Here is a 17,295-nt window from a genome sequence, read left to right on the forward strand (position 1 = left end):
AAACAGGTCTGGAGGGCCTAAGTGTCAGCGCAGGACATAAGCTTGCAGTCAATTGACCCGTGCGGGCGTTTGGGGTATCTTTCCCTTGACAATCCGGGCGCTTTTCTGTTCTACTTAGTCACGGTTAAGAAACTGTTAAGAAAGGAATTAACGGGGTATTGAATGAAGAGAATTGCAATCATAGGCACAGGATCGTACCTTCCCGAACGGGTCATGACGAATTTTGATATTGCGAAATTTCTTGATACGTCTGATGAATGGATTTACACACGGACGGGAATCAAGGAAAGAAGAATCGCCGATCAGGGCATGGCCACGTCGGACCTTTGCAAAGTGGCGTGTGAGAGGGCTATGGATATGGCGGGGGTCAAAGCGTCAGATATTGATCTCATCATCCTTGCCACGATCACCCCTGACACCCATTGTCCCGCCGGGGCTAACTGGCTCGAAGCCAAGCTCGGTTGCGACAACGCCGTATCGTTTGACGTCACCGCCGCTTGTACCGGATTTATATTTGCCCTTCACATCGCCGATAAGCTTATCAGGGTGGGCGCAAACAGGAAAGCCCTGGTTGTGGCGGGCGAAATCATGAGCCGGGTGGTCAACTGGAAAGAGCGGGAAAGCTGCATACTCTGGGGAGACGGTGCAGGGGCTGCCGTGATTACGGAAAGCGGGACCGGCGCCGAGATCCTGTCAACTCATATCCACACGGACGGGGCGAGTGGCGACACGCTGCTTATGCCTGGGGGAGGCTCCAAAACGACACCCATCTCGCACGAGAGCGTGGACAAGGGCCTTCATTTCCTGAAGATGATCGAGGCCAATAAGTCCTTTAAGGTGGCCGTGAACAGGTTTGCGGGGGCGTGCGAGGAAGCTGCCGGAGCTAACGGTTACACAGTCCACGATGCGGACGTGATCATTCCCCATCAGGCAAACCTTAGAATCATCCAGGGGATGGCAAAGAAACTGAACGTGCCCATAGAAAAGATCTACATGACCATAAAGAAATATGGTAATATCTCCTCGGCAACCGTACCCATCGCGCTTGATGAGGCGGTGCGCACGGGGGCAATCAAAAAAGAGACGCTGGTGCTTCTCACCGCTTTTGGTGGTGGTCTTACCTGGGGAAGCAGCCTCATCAGGTGGTGATCTGTTCGAAATCCGCTATGCGGGGTTTCGAACTTAAAGTGTAAGCGGCCCGGAGGGATGGCTGAGCGGCCGAAAGCGGCGGTCTTGAAAACCGTTGGGCGTGCAAGCGCCCCGTGGGTTCGAATCCTACTCCCTCCGCCATATTACTCTTTTAGTTTCAATAAGTTACCTTCTTTTCCGATAGTATGAGTTCGGTATGAGTTCCGCAAGTTCAAAACCCTGGCTTTTATATTCTTTACATTTACGTGAGAATACGGCTTCATGCTTTGCATATCTTTCCAACTTCCAAGCGCTAACACGTCCGAGGCGGATAATCCCTCTTCAAGTAACTTCGTGGCAAAACTGTGGCGCGTGGCTTCGTGAAATTTGACCTCCGACGTAGTCGCAGACCATAATTCGTCGATCTTTTTTGGTAAGTAATGATTGCCAGTATCTGGGTTGATAAAGAGCCACTGGTCCTTTGTTTTGCCTTGCATGTGTCTTCGTGCGATTTCGTAACTATCATCGAAGAGAACCTTCCACGCAGCTTCGCCATTCTTGGGCGTACCAATTTCGTTATCACGTAGGAGCAAAAACAGCAGAGAGCGAAGATAATCGCAAAGAGAAATCCAAAACCAGAGGCGAGTTTTGTCTTGAGCTTCATGTTTCCTACTCAAATGGCCCTAACCAGCATCTCCTAATCGGCCCTTTCACGGTGTGCTTTGGTTGAAAACAGGCGCTGACTTCGTGCATAGCATACCTCTTATCAGGGTCATTCGCCAGTCTTTGCGTCCAGTGCCTTCCTCACCGCTACGGCCAATTCATATTTAGCCAAGGGTTTCAAGAGTAATCCCCTGATCCCTGCTGCCGTGGCGCTGTCCACATTCACGCTGTCACTATGGCCGGTGCAGAGGATGATGGGAAGATCGGAACGCACGGTAAGCAATTGCTCTGCCAGACGGAGTCCGGTGAGTTCCGGCATGGTCTGGTCGGTGATCACGAGATCAAAGTGGAACGGGTCTCGGTAGAATAGTTTCAAAGCTTCCGAACTGCTTGTCATGGTTGTAACGGCATAGCCTAACCTTTCCAGCATGTTCTTGCCCAATTCTGTGAGCATCTGTTCGTCGTCAACGAAAAGAATCTTCTCGTGACCCGTGGGGAATGCGAGAGAGGTTGAAGCCTCTGAAGGTTCATCCGCTACCGCCTTGGGGAGGAGAACCCTGAACGTAGAGCCCTCTCCAGGTACGCTCTGCACGGTGATCTCTGCATTGAAGCTCTTTACAATCCCATAGACCACGGCAAGCCCCATGCCCGTGCCCTGGCCCGGTTCCTTGGTAGTAAAGAAGGGATCGAATATCCTCTCCATGACTGTGGTATCCATGCCTGCTCCTGTATCCTCCACCACAAGTTCAAGGTAAGCTCCAGGCGAGAGATCCCGGTCATGGGCCTGGTAGGCGTCCTTCAGGGTTATGGTCAGCTTGCCGCCTTTCTCACGCATGGCGTGGGCGGCATTGGTCGCGAGGTTCATGATGATCTGCTGGATACCTGTGGCATTGGCAAGGATCGTATCTGAGTTTGTGGCGACGTTCATGCCGATAACGATGGTCGTGGGGATTGAGGCTCGCAGGAGTTTGACTGTCTCCTTGATAATGGGGGTCAATGGGATGGCCTTTATCTCATAGGATGCCTTGCGGCTGAAACTTAACATCTGCCTGATGAGGTCGCGCGCCCTGAAGCCGCTTTTCAGCACGAGTTCCAGGTGGTGCCTCGCGGGGCTGTCAGGCGGTATGTCATCGAGGGCCATCTCGGTAAATCCGATCATGCCTGCGAGGATATTGTTGAAGTCGTGGGCGATACCGCCGGTGAGGGTCCCCAGGGATTCCATCTTCTGGGTTTGGCGGAGCTCCTCTTCGAGCTTACGCCGCTCGCTAATGTCCCGTGCAGCTGCGAACACCCCCGCTACTTTGCCTTCCTCGTCCCGGTAGACCGAGGCGTTGTACAGGACTGGAGTGATGTGGCCGTCTCTGTGTCTGATCTCCAGAGGATAATCACGCACAAGGCCCTTGGTGAAGACCTGAAGGTAGCTTGCTCTGGCTTTTTGGGATTCGGTGAAGTAGTCGGAGAAGTCTGTACCGATGAGTTCATCCCGTCCATAGCCGGTAGCCTTCTCGGTTGCCGTATTCACGTCAGTGATCTTTCCCTCGGGGTCTATGGTTGCGAGGGGGTCGACGCTCGCCTCGATGAGGCTCCGGTTATAGGCGTTGGCGATTCGGATTTCTTCTTCGATACGCTTCCGGTCCGTTATATCCATACCCATCTCGAGAATAAGCGGGGATCCGTCAGAGTCGGCGAAGGGAAAGTCGTGGATATCGTAGATGCGCCTGTCCGGGCCGGTCCACTGCCAGGATTGAGGCTTTGATGTTTTTAGCGTTTCATACGTGTAGCAGGTCCCGCAGGGTTCGGTCCGCCCGAAAAGATGCTCGAAACACTTCTTTTCCCCTGGGTCCCCGAACAGGTCCCGGAAGACGCGGTTGACGAATGGCATCCGGTAATCGGGCCCGAGCAGCGCCACATAGGCAGGCAGAGATTCCAGAACGTCATAGAGCCTTTGGCGCTCTTTCGAGAGATTGGCGAAGGCCTGGTGGAGTTCGGCGGTACGTTCGTGGACACGGAGTTCAAGCTCCTCATAGGCTTTTTGAAGCGCCTGTTCGGCACGCTTGCGACGGGTAATCTCACGGCAGTAAATGCGAACCGCATTAAACTGAGGAACAAAATGGATGGTCTCACCGAACACCCTGTCCTTTATCGTGACTTCTCGTGCGATTGTCCTGCTGGTGCCGTCCCAGTCCCTGAGAATGGAGCCCATATCCGAGGGGAGGAGGGGGCTGCAATCCCTCTTGTCCATACCGAGTTCTTCCAAAGTCTTCTCGACAGATGGGTTGCAGAAGGTAATATCGCCGGACAGGTCGACTTCGAGGATAGGGATTGGATCGAGTTCCGGGAAGGACGCAAGGCGGTTTGTGTGGTTTTCTTGCGCTCTTCGTTGCATGATGTTCCGGAAGACGAGAACGACGCCGGTGGTCGTACCGTCCAGGTCTCTTACGGGTGCGCCGCTGTCGTCGATGGGGACCTCTGAGCCATCCTTCCTGATAAGGATCGTGTGGTTCGCGAGGCCCACCACAGTTCCTTCGCGCAGCACCCGGTCGACCGGGTTCTCAACCTCGTTGCGGGTATGCTCGTTTACGATCTGAAAGACCTCCGTTATCGGTCTTTGTTTGGCCCTCTCAAGCGTCCATCCAGTGACCTCTTCCGCGATCGGATTCATGAAGGTCACCCTGCCGTCTGTGTCGGTGACGATGACCGCATCGCCGACGCTTGCAAGGGTTGTGGCCCAGCGCTGTTCACTCTTACGCAAGGCAGCCTTCCATGCGACGAGGGAGCCCGCCATGTCATCGAATGCACGCGCCAAATCCCCGAGTTCACCGTTCTTGACTATCCGTGATACGTTCACACCTTCCGGGCCTATCTTTACTTGCTCCGATGCCTTCTTAAGCAGGGCGACAGGATTCACGATGAGACGCTTTCCGGCAAACCAGACGAGAAAGAGGCCAGCCCCGAAGAGTAAGGCGAGAAAGGCAAGACTCCATGCTGTTGCGGCATTTGCCTTGGCGGTCACCTCAGCGAGAGGCATGCCTGCCCGCACGTACATATAGGGCTCAGGTTCGTTAGAGAGGCGTAGTTTTCTGTAGGCGCCGATACGAAACCTGCCATCGTTGCCCACGCTGTCGATCTGCCCCTCATCAGGGCCCTTTTGCATCCGGGCAAAAGTCTCCGGTCTGGGGTCGACCTTTCCCACGAGTTCCCGAGACAGAGGATCGTTCAAGTTTCTGATGAAAATCACACCCCGATGATCGAGAAGGCTGAACGACCCACCGGGAGGAAGGTTAACGTTCTCAAAAGACTTCTGGGCGCATTCCAGATCGAGGACCACGATGACGACCCCTGTCAGCCGATTCGTGGTATCCTTGACCGGGTGTGCGAAGCTTATGACCCCTTTTCTTGCCATCCTGCCCATGACATACTCGCCCGATGAAAACATCCCGGTACGAACCGCCTGCTGGAAATACCTTCGATCGGCGAGCGACACCTTTCCCTCGAAAGGCAGTGAGGATGCCCAGACCATACCGGAATTATCCGTAATGGTAATGCTCGTGTACTGTGGATTTTTTTTTACGAGGTCGGCAAGAAGCGTGGTAACGGCGTCGCGCTTGTACAATCTAACTTCTGGGAGGAGAGCGAGGGCCGTTGCCAATTGCTCTGCACCTCTCACCACTGCCTGCTGCTCTGCCGTTATGGTGTTGACAACTTCCAGACAGTCCGCTCTGGCCTGGCTTATCGCTTCCCTGCGTTGTTTCATCCCCACATAGACTATGAGTACGGTGCATGAAGCGACGAGGATCAATAAGAGGATCGCAAATTGGGTACGGATGGATAAAGACCGGAGCTTACTGAGCATAGATCAACCCTCACATACGTCGATTTTCCCGGAAACCCGGCGATGCATTAAGCACATCAACTCATTATTATTCAGACAATCTAAGGGCAGACAAAGAAAAGGGCAAGGTCTATCCTCAGAAAAGTCAAGAGTTGGGAAATAAAAACGACAGACTCTCTATAGGACCTTGGCTTCGCAGAGCGTGGCGAATATCTCCAGTTTAAGAGTTCATTTCTGAGCTCGCTGTTGAATGATTGAATGTAGCCCTTCTCCCAGGGACTCCCCGGTTCTATGAAGAGGGTTGCCACCGCGAGGTTGGCAAGCCATTGTCTCGCTGCCTTTGCGCTGAATTGGGGCCCTCCAACAAGAATTACGCATTACGGTCAGAATTCTTACAGGCGGCTTTCTCTTCGTTCTGCCCGCTATCCAACACCTCTCTTACCTTCCGCAGGAGGGTAAGAGGTGAGATGGGCTTCTGAAGGAAGTTGAACTCTTCGTCTTGAATGCCTTTGTCGAGAAGAACGTCTCTGGTATATCCGCTTGTAAAGATCACCTTGATGCCGGGCTTGATCGCACGTATTTCATTATAGGCTTCCCGTCCGTTCTTTTTCGGCATGACCGAGTCGAGGATCAGGAGGTCAATTGTATGGGCTGTCCTGAACTGGTCTACCGCATCCTGTCCGTCCACCGCTTCAATTGTCGTATACCCATGTTGTGTGAGTATTGTGCTTGCAAACTCTCTGACCGTTTCGCTGTCCTCTCCGATCAGAATAGTTTCCTTGCCTCCTTGAATAGGCCCCGGTCCGGACGTCTCTTTTTTTGAGTTTTTTTTGACGGTAGGGAGGTAGATATGAAAGGTCGTTCCCATCTGTGGTTCACTGTATACCGTAATATAGCCTTTGTGCTGCTTGACGATTCCATAGACGGTAGAGAGCCCGAGACCGGTTCCTTTTCCCACTTCCTTGGTGGTAAAGAAGGGGTCAAAAATCCTTTTCTGCAGACTTTCATCCATGCCCGTGCCGGTATCGGAGACCGAGAGGAGGGCGTACGGTCCAGGTTTCACGTATGTGTGGAGTCGCTGGAACTCATCGTCCAGTTCCACCATTTCCGTCCTTATGGTAAGCGTACCGCCCTGCGGCATGGCGTCCCTGGCGTTGGTAGTAAGATTGAAGAGAATCTGGTCCATCTGGGTTGCATCGGCCATGACGATAATGTCGTCAGGAGCAAGGTATGTCTCGATAACCATGTCCTCGGTAAGGAGGCGGCTAAGGAGCTTCTCCGTCCTCCTGATGATCTCGTGGAGACTGACGGGCTCAAGTCTGATTCTTTGTTGTCTGCTGAAGGCAAGGAGGTTGCGTACAAGGTCGGCCGCCTTCTGCGAAGCAGCGAGGATCTGATCCACATAATTCCGTGACGTACCGCGCTTAACTTTCATTTGCAGGAGGGTGGCGTATCCGACGAGGGCTGTGAGGATGTTGTTGAAGTCGTGGGCGATACCTCCGGCTAAGGTACCGATGGCTTCCATTTTTTGGGCCTGATAGAGTTGAGCTTCAAGGCGCGTCCTTTCGTGCTCGGCCTGTTTCAGGTCGGTTATGTCGACCAGTGACGCCACACTTCTGTCAGTACCCGGGATCATGTCCACAACAAAACACATATCCCGCACTTCTCCGGTTCGTGTAACAAACTGGAATCCGTATTGCCTTGGGACCGCGTCAGGGTTCTTGCGACGTAGATGATGGGAAGAGAGCATCCTTCCTAGGTCTTCCTTGGTTACGAATTCGGTCCAGCTCTTTTTGCCTTCAATTTCATCCTTGGTGTAGCCGGAAAGGCGTTGAAACTCGCTATTACAAAGACTGATTGTCGTGCTATTTTCGATAATCATCGTTGCCGTACCTGTGTTTTCAAAGAGCGTGCGGTAGAGTTTTTCGGAATCAGCTAGTCTTCTTTCTGCCAGTTTCCGGTCGGTAATATCCTGATTTACCCCGTACCGCTTAATGACGCGGTCTCAATCGTCTTTGACGACGCGCGCCCGTACCACGATGTGGCGTACTTTACCATCGCGCCGAATAATGCGATGCTCTATATCGGGAGGGGATTCAGCCTCATGTCGAGTAAGGTTATACTGCACGTCATGAGACTGAGACAGGCGATCGTCAGGATGTACAAATCGTTCTCTGTATTCTTCGCGCGACATCCGGTATCCGCCTTCTCGTGCGGCGGTCGTGCCGTAAAAAGCATAGAAGGGATCGTTGAATATCAATGCATTCTCGGCGGGGTCAAACTCCCAGTACACGATATCGGCGAGATCCACAGCCTGAGATAATTGAAGTTCGTTCCTGCGCAGGGCTTCTTCCATCCGTTTGCGTTCCGTGATATCACGCGCTATGCCCATGATCGCCGTTGGATCGCCGTTATCATTGCGCAGAAAGGATGCCTTAGTCTCCGCCCATACGGTTGACCCGTCTTTGCACAACATTTCCAGCTCCAGAACTGTTGTGCGGTCAGGGTCGACCGTTTCATCCTTTATTAAATCCAGACTCTCCCGGATCGCCCTTGTTACCAATTCGAGACTTTCAGCCGTCATGGAATGGCTGATTGGCTGATCAATCAGTTCTTCCGGGGAAAACCCCCTTGCCTGTTTGACCGAGGGACTGACGTACTTGTATGTCAAGTCCAAGTTTAGAACATAGATCACGTCCGTAGCATTCTCTGCAAGCAGACGGTATCTATGCTCGCTTTCTTTCAACGCCTCCTCGGCGCATCTATGTCCCGTGATGTCGCATACCACGCCAATGACGTATTGCTGACCCGTGGCATCTGTGTAATGTGTTTTTGTTGTTTCGATTGTCCGCACTTCACCGTTTGCATCTGTTACTTGTTCTTCGCTGATGTCTTGTTCCCCGGTCTCGAACACAACCCCGGCGTGTGCTCTGAAAATGTCGGCTTCCTCTTTGGGGAATAGTTCGTGCGGGGTCTTGCCCAGCCACCGCTCCAACGCTATTCCAGACTGTTTGCAAAGCGCTTTGTTGACAAAGACGTATCTGTATTCAAGGTCCAGAATGAAGACCGGGTCCCCTATGCAATCGAGAACCGATTTGCTGTATTCAGAGGACTCGGTGATATTTTTTATGTGCATATATTATGTTTAGCGGCCTCCTTTGATCTGCATGCCAAAATCAGCGGGATGCGTGGCCAAGCCGAAGGTAGGTTGAGGATTTCGAATTTAAGGGCTAATGAATAGACGCCACAGTCTGTTACAACCTGAAGCCTTATCTCTGGTCGGTGCTTTTTAATAGCCATTTAATTGCCAATTTTTCGTCCGAGAAAACCCTGAGCTGCGCCCCCCGGTTTGTCGCCACGGTTTCTGCGAATCTGTTCAAAACATCAGGACTCGAGAGTACGGCAACCTTGAGAGGCGGCCGGATTACTTCTGACAGATATTTGCCTATAGTATATCGAACCATCTCGTTTTTGGGCTTTGACCACCGTGTTAAATCGAGTAGAATACGGTTGTGCCCTTTATTCCGGGCCTCAAGAAGCATGCCTTCGGTTACTATCTGCGCGTTTTTTACTGTAAAAGAGGAGGAAGCATCCCTGACAACAAGGTAACCCGTCCGATCCAAATACTCTATGTTCATCGCTGGCCCTCGTTTCTGATAGATCGATAATTCCATAAGGGCATAGTATTATTTAGGTATATGGCCAGGGTCAAGCGAAATCAAGCCCAGGCAACCTATAATTTCCTTGCGATTATCCTATAGGTACTTTACGGGAGCGTATTGCTAAAGGGAGAGTAAGTGTGCCTGAAGATTGACGGTTTTATGTTTTAGGCCCAGTTTCTTTCTGATGTTGTTCCGGTGGACCTCGACGGTGCCCTCAGAGATATTCAGCAGTTCTGCTATCTGCTTGCTGCCCTTGCCGGCCCTGATCAGGTTGGCTATCTGGATCTCGGTCTTCGTGAAGTGGGAATAGGCAGCGCCCAGCTTATGCAGGAAAGGAGAGATTATCTCGTTCAGACCGGACTCGACGATGCCTACGTACGTTTTCTGGACATCGCTCATCTGCGTATTCTTCAGCCTCTCGATGTAGGGCACGATGAGCTCTCGCACATTGGTGTGGATGGCATTTTCGAGCGTTGATTTGTCTTCGTCCCGGTGTTTCAGCAATACTTTCAGAGCGCTGTTCACTTCCTGGAGATCAAAAGACTTTTTTTCCAGTTCGTGCTCTCTGCTCCTAAGCTCTTCTTCGACTTCCTTGCGCTTTGTGATGTCCTGATTCACCCCGTACCTCCTGATTAAGCGGCCTGAGGCGTCCATGACGTTTGTTGCCAGAACCACAGTATGTCGTACTTTGCCGTCGCGCCGAACAACGCGGTGCTCTATAGGGGGAAGGGGTCCGGTGATGTTTTCTGCAAGAATCCGTTGCACTGTTTCAAGGACACCTGGTTGATCGTCAGGATGAACAAATCGCTTTCTGTATTCTTCGCCCGTCATCCGGTATCCGCCTTCACGCTCGGCGGTGGTGCCATAAAAGGCATAAAAGGCATCGTTGAAAATCTGCACGTTCTCGACAGGGTCATACTCCCAGTACACGATATCGGCAAGATCCATGGCCTGAGATAATTGAAGTTCGCTCCTGCGCAGGACTTCTTCCATCCGTTTGCGTTCCGTAATATCACGCGCTATGCCCATGATCTCTATTGGATCGCCGTTATCGCTGTGCAGAAACGATGCCTTTACCTCGACCCACATGGTCGAGCCGTCTTTGCGTATCATTTCCAGCTCCAGGACTTTGCCCCGGTCGGGGTCAACCGTTTCGCCTTCTTCTCGTTCCAGATCTTCCCGGATAGCACTTACCACGAATTCGAGACTTTCAGCCGTCATATTATGGCTGATTGGCTGATCAATCAACTCTTCTGGGGAAAACCCCCATGCCTGTTTGACCGAGGGACTGACGTACTTGTATGTTAAGTCCAAGGTAAGAACAGAGATCACGTCCGTAGCATTCTCGGCAAGCAGACGGTATCTATGCTCGCTTTCTTTTAACGCCTCTTCAGCGGCCTTATTTTCCGTGATTTCGCGCAGCACGCCGATGAGGTATTGTTCGCCTGTGGCATCCTTATAAACCGTTTTCGTTGTTTCGATTGTATGGACATTACCGTATGCGTCGGTTGCCTGTTCTTCTTTAACACTTTGCTTCCCGGTCTCGAAGACTTGCCTGGCATCCTCCATGAAAATATCGGCCTGCTCCTTGGGAAATAATTCTTGCGCGGTCCTTCCCAGCCACCGCTCTAAGGGAATCCCAGACTTTTCGCAAAGCGCTTTGTTGACGAAGACATTCCTGTATTGACGGTCCAGAATGAAGACCGGGTCTCCAACACAATCGAGAACCGGTTTGCTGTATTCCAAGGCCTTCGGGAGATTATCGCTCCACATATTGTTTTTAGGACCTCCTTTGATCTGTTTGCGATGATCGGCAGGATGCGGGGCCAAGCGCAAGCTAACCCTGGACCCGATTTCTCGGGTTGTTGCGTATCATAGCCAAGACCATCGCAACATTATAATACTACCATAACTATTCAGACGAACGTGTAGCGACCAGGCGAAGTCTGCCGAAGCAATACCAGGAAGAAGCTGGGCCTGAAACATAAAACCGTTAATCTTCAGGCATACTTACCCTCACTTTGGCAGCTTGCCCATTAAAATATATATAGGCTAATCGAAAGGAAATTATAGGGTATTTGGTCTTAATTTCCTCTCACCCATCCCGATGAATTGTGCATGGACATGATGACCGTGATAACCTGCGCCGAGGCCGTTGACGGCCATAATACTGACGAGCAAAATGAATCGGCCCGAAAATTTGCGGCAGCCAGCGCGGGAGATCTCAGAGCCCTGAACGTATCGACGGAGAATGACTTCCTTTCGATAGGTTCGTACCTGCAGAAACTCTCCAGTCAGGCGATATCCATATCTAAGGCTGCTGGGTCCGTCGCAAAAATGGTAGGAAGCGAAGAGGCCGTGGCGAGCACGGACAGACTCAGAGATGCCGAGGCTTGTATAGGCACGTATCTTGAGAAGTCCCAGGGCAGGTTTACGTACACCTCCGATTCCATGCTTCACATCATACGCCTTATGGACGCTGTCTACACGCCCCTATCCACATTCAAGAGCATAGTCAAGCACCTTCACATGCTCGGTATTTCAACGAGAATAGAAGATGCGCGTGTCAACAGCGACGGCAGATTCGACACGCTCTCGAAACATGTAGAGAAGCTCTCGGTTATGATCGCATCAAGAGCGGACGCTATTGTCAAGGCCATCGTTTCGCTGCAGGAAATAATGAAGCAAAGCCGTCCACAGGTGGACAGCGCGAGAGACATGATGAGCATCAGGGCGCAGAGCATGCTCAACCGGATCAAATCGGGCCTTTCAATGTTTCTTGAAAAGGGAGAATTATCCTCTCAGACGGCCATAAGCCTGGCGGCGAATTCGGAACAGGTGGCATCAAACATTTCGCGCGTAATCTCCTCTCTACAGTTTCAGGATATCACTCGCCAACAGATCGAACATGTAGTCGATTTGTTCGATGAGGTGGCCAGTGAAATCGTTGTCCCGCGTGATATCGTGGCTATTCTTGCAGACACCGGCCCTGTTCAGATCGACCAGCTCGAACATGCGAGGAAAGAGATGGGCTCAGCTGTGGCAACGATCATAAACGGCCTTGAAGCTATAGCCCGGAATCTCTGGTCCATGCTTAGAGAAACGGAAAAGCTCACGGGTATTGCCGGGAATGCCCACTCCTCATTCCTGGCGGACATTAACTATTCGGTTTCATTCGTTGTCGGATCGCTCGAGGAGAACAGAGAAGCCGACGAGCAGCTCGCTCGCGCCGTAGGTGATCTTTCCGACTCGATTCAGAACGTCTCCGCTCATGTGGACGACATCGAGGAGATATCGTCCGAAATCGAGCTTATTGCCATCAACGCCCAGATCAGGGCCGCCCATATGGCCGAAAACGGGGGTGCTCTTGGCGTACTGGCCGAAGCCATCAGAAACCTTTCCGAGACTACCAGTAAACAGACACTGGCTATCACGAGTGCGCTTGAAAGTGTGAGGGAAGCTTCCGTGAGTCTGAGTGCCGAGAGCCAAAGAAACGGAAACGGGGAGGATATCCTGGCCATGAGAACAGAAATTGATTCAGTGCTTGATTTTTTGGGGGAATCTCAGCAGACACTCTCCTCGCTTCTCACCCAACTGAAAAAGGAAACAAGTGAGCTTACGGAAGCAATACAGACGGTTATCAAGAGCGTGAGTGCGCATACCAGGACAGACGAGGTTGTCGGAAAGATCATAAAGGATTTTCGTAATATTGTGGAAGGACGGAAAGTTGAAGTCGGCTTAGCGACGCCTACAAACGGGGACTATCTCACCCGTCTGGCCGAACGCTATACCATGCAGCAGGAACGAACCGTGCATCAGGCCCGTCTGGCCGGTACCAACGACTCACCGTCACTGAAGGAAGATCATTTTTTGGACAACGTTGAGCTGTTCTAGACACGATGGAGGGAAGGTCCATGACCGATTGTGTAGTTGAAAAGAATAATAATGAAACTATTCTCCATCTTTCCGGTGAATTGCAGATTGAGTATGCGGCTCAACTACGGTCTCTGCTTGCCGATTCCCTGAGAGAAGCCGACCTGGTAAAGATAGACCTGTCCTCGGTTACCGCTGCGGACATCTCCTGCTTGCAGCTTTTTTGTGCTGCACATAAAACATCGCTAGCAGCAAATAAACTTCTGGATCTTATTGGAATACCGTCGACCGCTTTCAAAGACCTGGCCCGCCGAACAGGATGTATTCGCTCAAGTGGGTGCAATCCTGACAAGGGAACGTCGTGTTTGTGGAGTGAGGAAAAATATTATGGCTAAGAGGATCATGACGGTGGACGATTCGGCAAGCGTCAGACAAATGGTCGGCTTTACCCTGAGGCAAGCAGGCTATGAAGTGATTGAGGCGGTCGACGGTAAAGATGCCCTATCGAAACTCGATGGAAGTGCTGTTCATATGGTGATAACCGACCTCAACATGCCGAATCTTGACGGTATCGGCCTGATCAAGGGTGTACGGGGTCACAATTCGTACAAGTTCATACCCATCGTCATGCTAACTACTGAATCTCAGGAATCGAAGAAGCTCGAAGGGAAGCAGGCAGGGGCCACTGGTTGGATCGTGAAGCCCTTCAAGCCGGAACAACTTGTTGCGGTTACAAGGAAGGTACTGGGATGAACGACAAACACGGCGAAGCGTTTAGGGAAGAGGCGTACGAACTGTTATCTGAACTGGAAGGCTCCCTTCTGGAGCTGGAAGAGACGCCAAGTGACCCGCAGCTGATCGGTAGGGTTTTTCGAGTCATGCACACGATCAAGGGGTCAGGTGCCATGTTCGGTTTCGACGACATTGCAGCATTTACGCATGAGATAGAGAACGTGTACGACAAGGTTCGGAGCGGAGAACTGAACATAACGAAACAGCTCATAGACCTGACTTTAAAATCAAGAGACCTGATAAAGCTCATGTTGGACGGCGAAGCCCCCGAGAAGACAATACTGGAAGAAACGGTAGCAGCCTTCAAAACCACTACATCCCCCCCAACGCCAACGGGTGCTTCGCCGTTCTCCCCCCTACATGAGATGTCTTCGGGCGAGAGTGTCACATACCGCATACGCTTCGAGCCAGCCCCCGGTATCTTTCTGAACGGTACCAACCCGGTGCTCCTCCTCGACGAACTTCGCGAGCTTGGTGAGTGCGTTGTGACGGCGCAACTCGACCAGATTCAACTACTTGATTGTATAAACCCCGAGTATTGCTATGTCTGGTGGGACATCGTCCTGACTACGAGCAAAGGAACGAACGCGATAAAAGATGTATTCATCTTCGTAGAAGATCAGTGCAAGATCACGATCGAACCCATCGAAAGAGAGGCCGACGTTGTGCCGGCGGGGAGTGCGCGAGCGTATAAGAAAATAGGGGAGATCCTGGTTGACAGGGGGGATGTGAGGCAGGAAGACGTTCAGTACGCGCTCAAGGAAAAGAAATATGTCGGACAATTACTTGTCGAAAAGGGGTTGACGACAGCAGAAAAGGTCGAGTCGGCGCTCGTCGAGCAACGGCACATACAAAAGATGAGAGAAAAGGCTCAAGTGAAAGAGGAAGGCATATCGAGCTTGCGGGTCCCGTCCGAGAAGCTCGACGTTCTTGTCAACCTCGTCGGTGAGCTTGTAACGGCCCAGGCTCGGCTCACGCAGACGGCGTCGACCCTTGCCAATAGTAACCTCGTCTCTATAGCCGAGGAGATTGAAAGACTCACCGCTGAACTAAGAGACAACACACTGAACATCCGAATGTTGCCTATCGGTTCCACCTTTGCCCGGTTCAAGCGCCTCATTCGCGACCTTTCCCGGGAACTGGGCAAAGAGATAGAGATGACGACGGAGGGCGAGGAGACCGAGCTTGACAAGACGGTCATCGAAAAGCTGAACGACCCCCTCGTTCATCTTATACGAAACTGCATAGACCATGGCATAGAAACCCCCGATCTGCGGGAGAGACTCGGAAAAAGAAGAACAGGCAGGATCCGTCTATCCGCTGCCCACTCGGGGGCACACGTGGAGATAGTGATAGAAGACGATGGGGGAGGACTCGACAAGAGCGCGATATTGGCCAAGGCTTATGAGAAGGGTCTTGTTTCCCCGGGCCAGGAATTGACCGACAGAGAGCTTCTTAATCTTATTTTTGCTCCCGGATTTTCCACGGCTAAGAAAGTTACCAATGTGTCCGGGCGTGGCGTGGGCATGGATGTTGTGAAAAGCGCCATAGATGTCTTGCGGGGCACGATCGATATTGCAAGTGAGGAGGGGAGGGGGACCACGGTGCTTATAAGGCTTCCTCTCACGCTCGCCATAATCGAAGGTCTGATTGTGACCCTCGGGGGTCGCTATTACATCCTTCCTCTGTCCATTGTGGAGGAGTGTGTGGAACTGACAGAGCAAGACGCCAGAAAATCGCATGGGAGAAATCTTGCCCACATCCGGGGAGACCTGGTCCCATATGTAAGACTTCGCAAAGAGTTCGATATTCCGGGAGAGGCACCGCCCATAGAGCAGATTGTTATCACGGGTTGCAATGGGGAAAAAGTAGGCCTGGTAGTCGATAAGGTGATTGGTGAGCATCAAACGGTCATCAAGAACCTGGGGAGATGCTACAGGGATGTGGACGCTGTTTCAGGGGCGACCATCCTGGGCGACGGAACCGTAGCTCTTATAGTGGATACTGCAAAGGTCATAAAAAATGCGGAACGGGCGGAGGCGGCCCGCTGACATGGCATTCACCTTCTTTTTCAGAGATACGCAAATCTTGAAGCTCGCGGTCGAACATGTCGTACCTTTTGCAATGGGGAGAAGCAGGGTGCGCATCTGGGATGCGGGATGTGCCATGGGGCCGGAGCCCTATTCTTTGGCTATCCTGCTCGCCGAGAGCATGGGATATTTCGCTTTCAAAAATCTTCGAATCTACGCCACCGATATTGATGAAACTGATACCTTTGGGCAGACAATCAGAACCGGAACGTATCCAGAGGAAGACTTGAAGCGAATCCAGCCCGATATCTTCAAAAAGTATTTTGTACCGAACGATAAGCCTGGTTACTTCCGGGTTGTTGATACGATCCGGGAGCACGTTATCTTCGAGAAACACGATTTACTTTCGCTGCGTCCTATCGGGGAAGACTTCAGCCTTATTCTGTGTAAGAACGTGCTGTTGCATTTTCAACCGAACGAAAGAATCGATGTGATAAAGCTCTTCCATGGTTCATTGTCGCAGGGCGGCTATTTGGCGACGGAACAGACGCAGAAGATGCCGGAGCAGGTGGAGTATCTCTTTGGGAGAGTGGCCGCGAATGGACAAATATTCAAAAAAGAGGCGGCACAGGCATGAAGGTCACGACTCGGTATCCTGCGAGGGAGACTTTCTCAATACTCTTAAAGGGGATCACGCCCTTTCATAGAAATATGCGTGAGGTCACTCATGCTTACGAACCAACTGGGCTATCAACGCCCGGCGCAGTGCACGAGGATATCGACTTCGCTCCGCAAAAGCAAGTGACGTAAAGGACATTTGAGAGAACGAAGCAGGACGAGGAAGTCCTGAAATATAAATCAAGGAGGAGTATATGTTCCGTAAAGACATGAAGTCTCTGTCAAGTGAAATTGGTACGATGCTAGAAATGCAGAAGAAAGGCGACATCGAATGGTTTATTCCCGTGGACAAACTGGAAGGAGAATCTAAGCAGATAGCTTTGAACGTGAACGACCTGATAAAGCTCCACGTTGAGAACGTCTTGAAGATCGTCGGGATTGTCGCAAGCTATGCCTCAGGCGATTTTTCTCCTGTTCTTGAAGAGCTGCCCGGTAAGCAGAAAATTGCTAATGAGAAACTGAACTTGCTCCGAGGCAACCTTGTCAGCCTGACGGTCGATGCAAATATGTTGTCCAAGGCGGCCGTTGAAGGTAAGCTCGCAACCCGCGCTGATGCCACAAAGCATGAAGGTGACTTCCGCAAGATCGTCCAGGGTGTGAACGATACCCTCGACGCAGTCATCGGTCCTCTGAACGT

At 51.7% G+C, this 17,295-nt stretch carries 12 protein-coding genes, 1 tRNA gene and 1 pseudogene; 8 read left to right on the plus strand and 6 right to left on the minus strand.

All coding sequences use genetic code 11. The features are described from left to right. Positions 1-162: 162 nt before the first annotated feature. Together VMT62_12185 and VMT62_12190 are read left to right on the plus strand one after the other, a co-directional pair. Positions 163-1,149: a beta-ketoacyl-ACP synthase III gene (locus VMT62_12185; GenBank protein ID HVN97180.1), complete on the plus strand. Its 987-nt coding sequence runs from the start codon at positions 163-165 to the stop codon at positions 1,147-1,149. Between the two features lie 51 nt (positions 1,150-1,200). Continuing rightward, positions 1,201-1,290, plus strand: a tRNA-Ser gene (locus VMT62_12190). A 610-nt stretch (positions 1,291-1,900) separates the two neighbouring features. Here the strand turns inward: VMT62_12190 and VMT62_12195 are convergent. From VMT62_12195 to VMT62_12220, 6 genes and pseudogenes are all read right to left on the minus strand, one after another. Beyond that, positions 1,901-5,644 (minus strand): PAS domain S-box protein, encoded by a 3,744-nt coding sequence (locus VMT62_12195; protein ID HVN97181.1) that lies wholly within the window; start codon positions 5,642-5,644, stop codon positions 1,901-1,903. 159 nt (positions 5,645-5,803) lie between these two features. Next, positions 5,804-5,982 (minus strand): annotated as a pseudogene (locus tag VMT62_12200) (integrase core domain-containing protein). An 11-nt stretch (positions 5,983-5,993) separates the two neighbouring features. Then, positions 5,994-7,619, minus strand: a complete 1,626-nt coding sequence (locus tag VMT62_12205) for an ATP-binding protein (protein HVN97182.1) — start codon at positions 7,617-7,619, stop codon at positions 5,994-5,996. A 9-nt stretch (positions 7,620-7,628) separates the two neighbouring features. Then, entirely contained in the window at positions 7,629-8,759 is a 1,131-nt protein-coding gene (locus VMT62_12210) for a PAS domain S-box protein (protein ID HVN97183.1), read from the minus strand. Between the two features lie 133 nt (positions 8,760-8,892). Continuing rightward, on the minus strand, positions 8,893-9,261 hold the full coding sequence (locus VMT62_12215; GenBank protein HVN97184.1) for a hypothetical protein: 369 nt from the start codon (positions 9,259-9,261) through the stop codon (positions 8,893-8,895). A 144-nt stretch (positions 9,262-9,405) separates the two neighbouring features. Then, positions 9,406-11,058: a PAS domain S-box protein gene (locus tag VMT62_12220; protein ID HVN97185.1), complete on the minus strand. Its 1,653-nt coding sequence runs from the start codon at positions 11,056-11,058 to the stop codon at positions 9,406-9,408. Between the two features lie 345 nt (positions 11,059-11,403). Here VMT62_12220 and VMT62_12225 point away from each other — a divergent pair, with 345 nt between their 5' ends. The 6 genes from VMT62_12225 to VMT62_12250 form a co-directional block, all read left to right on the plus strand. Further along, positions 11,404-13,179 (plus strand): methyl-accepting chemotaxis protein, encoded by a 1,776-nt coding sequence (locus VMT62_12225; GenBank protein HVN97186.1) that lies wholly within the window; start codon positions 11,404-11,406, stop codon positions 13,177-13,179. Between the two features lie 20 nt (positions 13,180-13,199). After that, complete coding sequence (locus tag VMT62_12230) at positions 13,200-13,553, plus strand: STAS domain-containing protein (GenBank protein ID HVN97187.1); 354 nt, start codon at positions 13,200-13,202, stop codon at positions 13,551-13,553. Beyond that, entirely contained in the window at positions 13,546-13,911 is a 366-nt protein-coding gene (locus VMT62_12235) for a response regulator (protein ID HVN97188.1), read from the plus strand. The genes VMT62_12230 and VMT62_12235 overlap by 8 nt, the downstream gene beginning before the upstream one ends. Continuing rightward, positions 13,908-16,001 carry a chemotaxis protein CheA gene (locus tag VMT62_12240; GenBank protein HVN97189.1) on the plus strand — a complete coding sequence of 698 codons (2,094 nt, stop codon included), beginning with the start codon at positions 13,908-13,910 and terminating at the stop codon, positions 15,999-16,001. Before VMT62_12235 ends, VMT62_12240 begins: the two co-directional genes overlap by 4 nt. 1 nt (position 16,002) lies before the next feature. Further along, the gene (locus VMT62_12245) at positions 16,003-16,617 is read left to right on the plus strand and encodes a CheR family methyltransferase (protein HVN97190.1); all 615 of its coding nucleotides are present in this window, start codon (positions 16,003-16,005) and stop codon (positions 16,615-16,617) included. Between the two features lie 289 nt (positions 16,618-16,906). Continuing rightward, positions 16,907-17,295 (plus strand): hypothetical protein (locus VMT62_12250; protein HVN97191.1); only part of this gene is annotated, 389 nt, incomplete at its 3' end.

The organism is Syntrophorhabdaceae bacterium (assembly GCA_035541755.1).
In the GTDB taxonomy this organism is placed as follows: Bacteria; Desulfobacterota; Syntrophorhabdia; order Syntrophorhabdales; family Syntrophorhabdaceae; genus PNOF01.

What these genes read in the sequence shown, in the direction of transcription:
- VMT62_12185 (HVN97180.1), top strand. Translation starts at nt 163, where the DNA reads ATGAAGAGAATTGCAATCATAGGCACAGGATCGTACCTTCCCGAACGG.
- VMT62_12195 (HVN97181.1), bottom strand. Translation starts at nt 5,644, where the DNA reads ATGCTCAGTAAGCTCCGGTCTTTATCCATCCGTACCCAATTTGCGATC.
- VMT62_12210 (HVN97183.1), bottom strand. Translation starts at nt 8,759, where the DNA reads ATGCACATAAAAAATATCACCGAGTCCTCTGAATACAGCAAATCGGTT.
- VMT62_12215 (HVN97184.1), bottom strand. Translation starts at nt 9,261, where the DNA reads ATGAACATAGAGTATTTGGATCGGACGGGTTACCTTGTTGTCAGGGAT.
- VMT62_12220 (HVN97185.1), bottom strand. Translation starts at nt 11,058, where the DNA reads ATGTGGAGCGATAATCTCCCGAAGGCCTTGGAATACAGCAAACCGGTT.
- VMT62_12225 (HVN97186.1), top strand. Translation starts at nt 11,404, where the DNA reads ATGGACATGATGACCGTGATAACCTGCGCCGAGGCCGTTGACGGCCAT.
- VMT62_12230 (HVN97187.1), top strand. Translation starts at nt 13,200, where the DNA reads ATGACCGATTGTGTAGTTGAAAAGAATAATAATGAAACTATTCTCCAT.
- VMT62_12235 (HVN97188.1), top strand. Translation starts at nt 13,546, where the DNA reads ATGGCTAAGAGGATCATGACGGTGGACGATTCGGCAAGCGTCAGACAA.
- VMT62_12240 (HVN97189.1), top strand. Translation starts at nt 13,908, where the DNA reads ATGAACGACAAACACGGCGAAGCGTTTAGGGAAGAGGCGTACGAACTG.
- VMT62_12245 (HVN97190.1), top strand. Translation starts at nt 16,003, where the DNA reads ATGGCATTCACCTTCTTTTTCAGAGATACGCAAATCTTGAAGCTCGCG.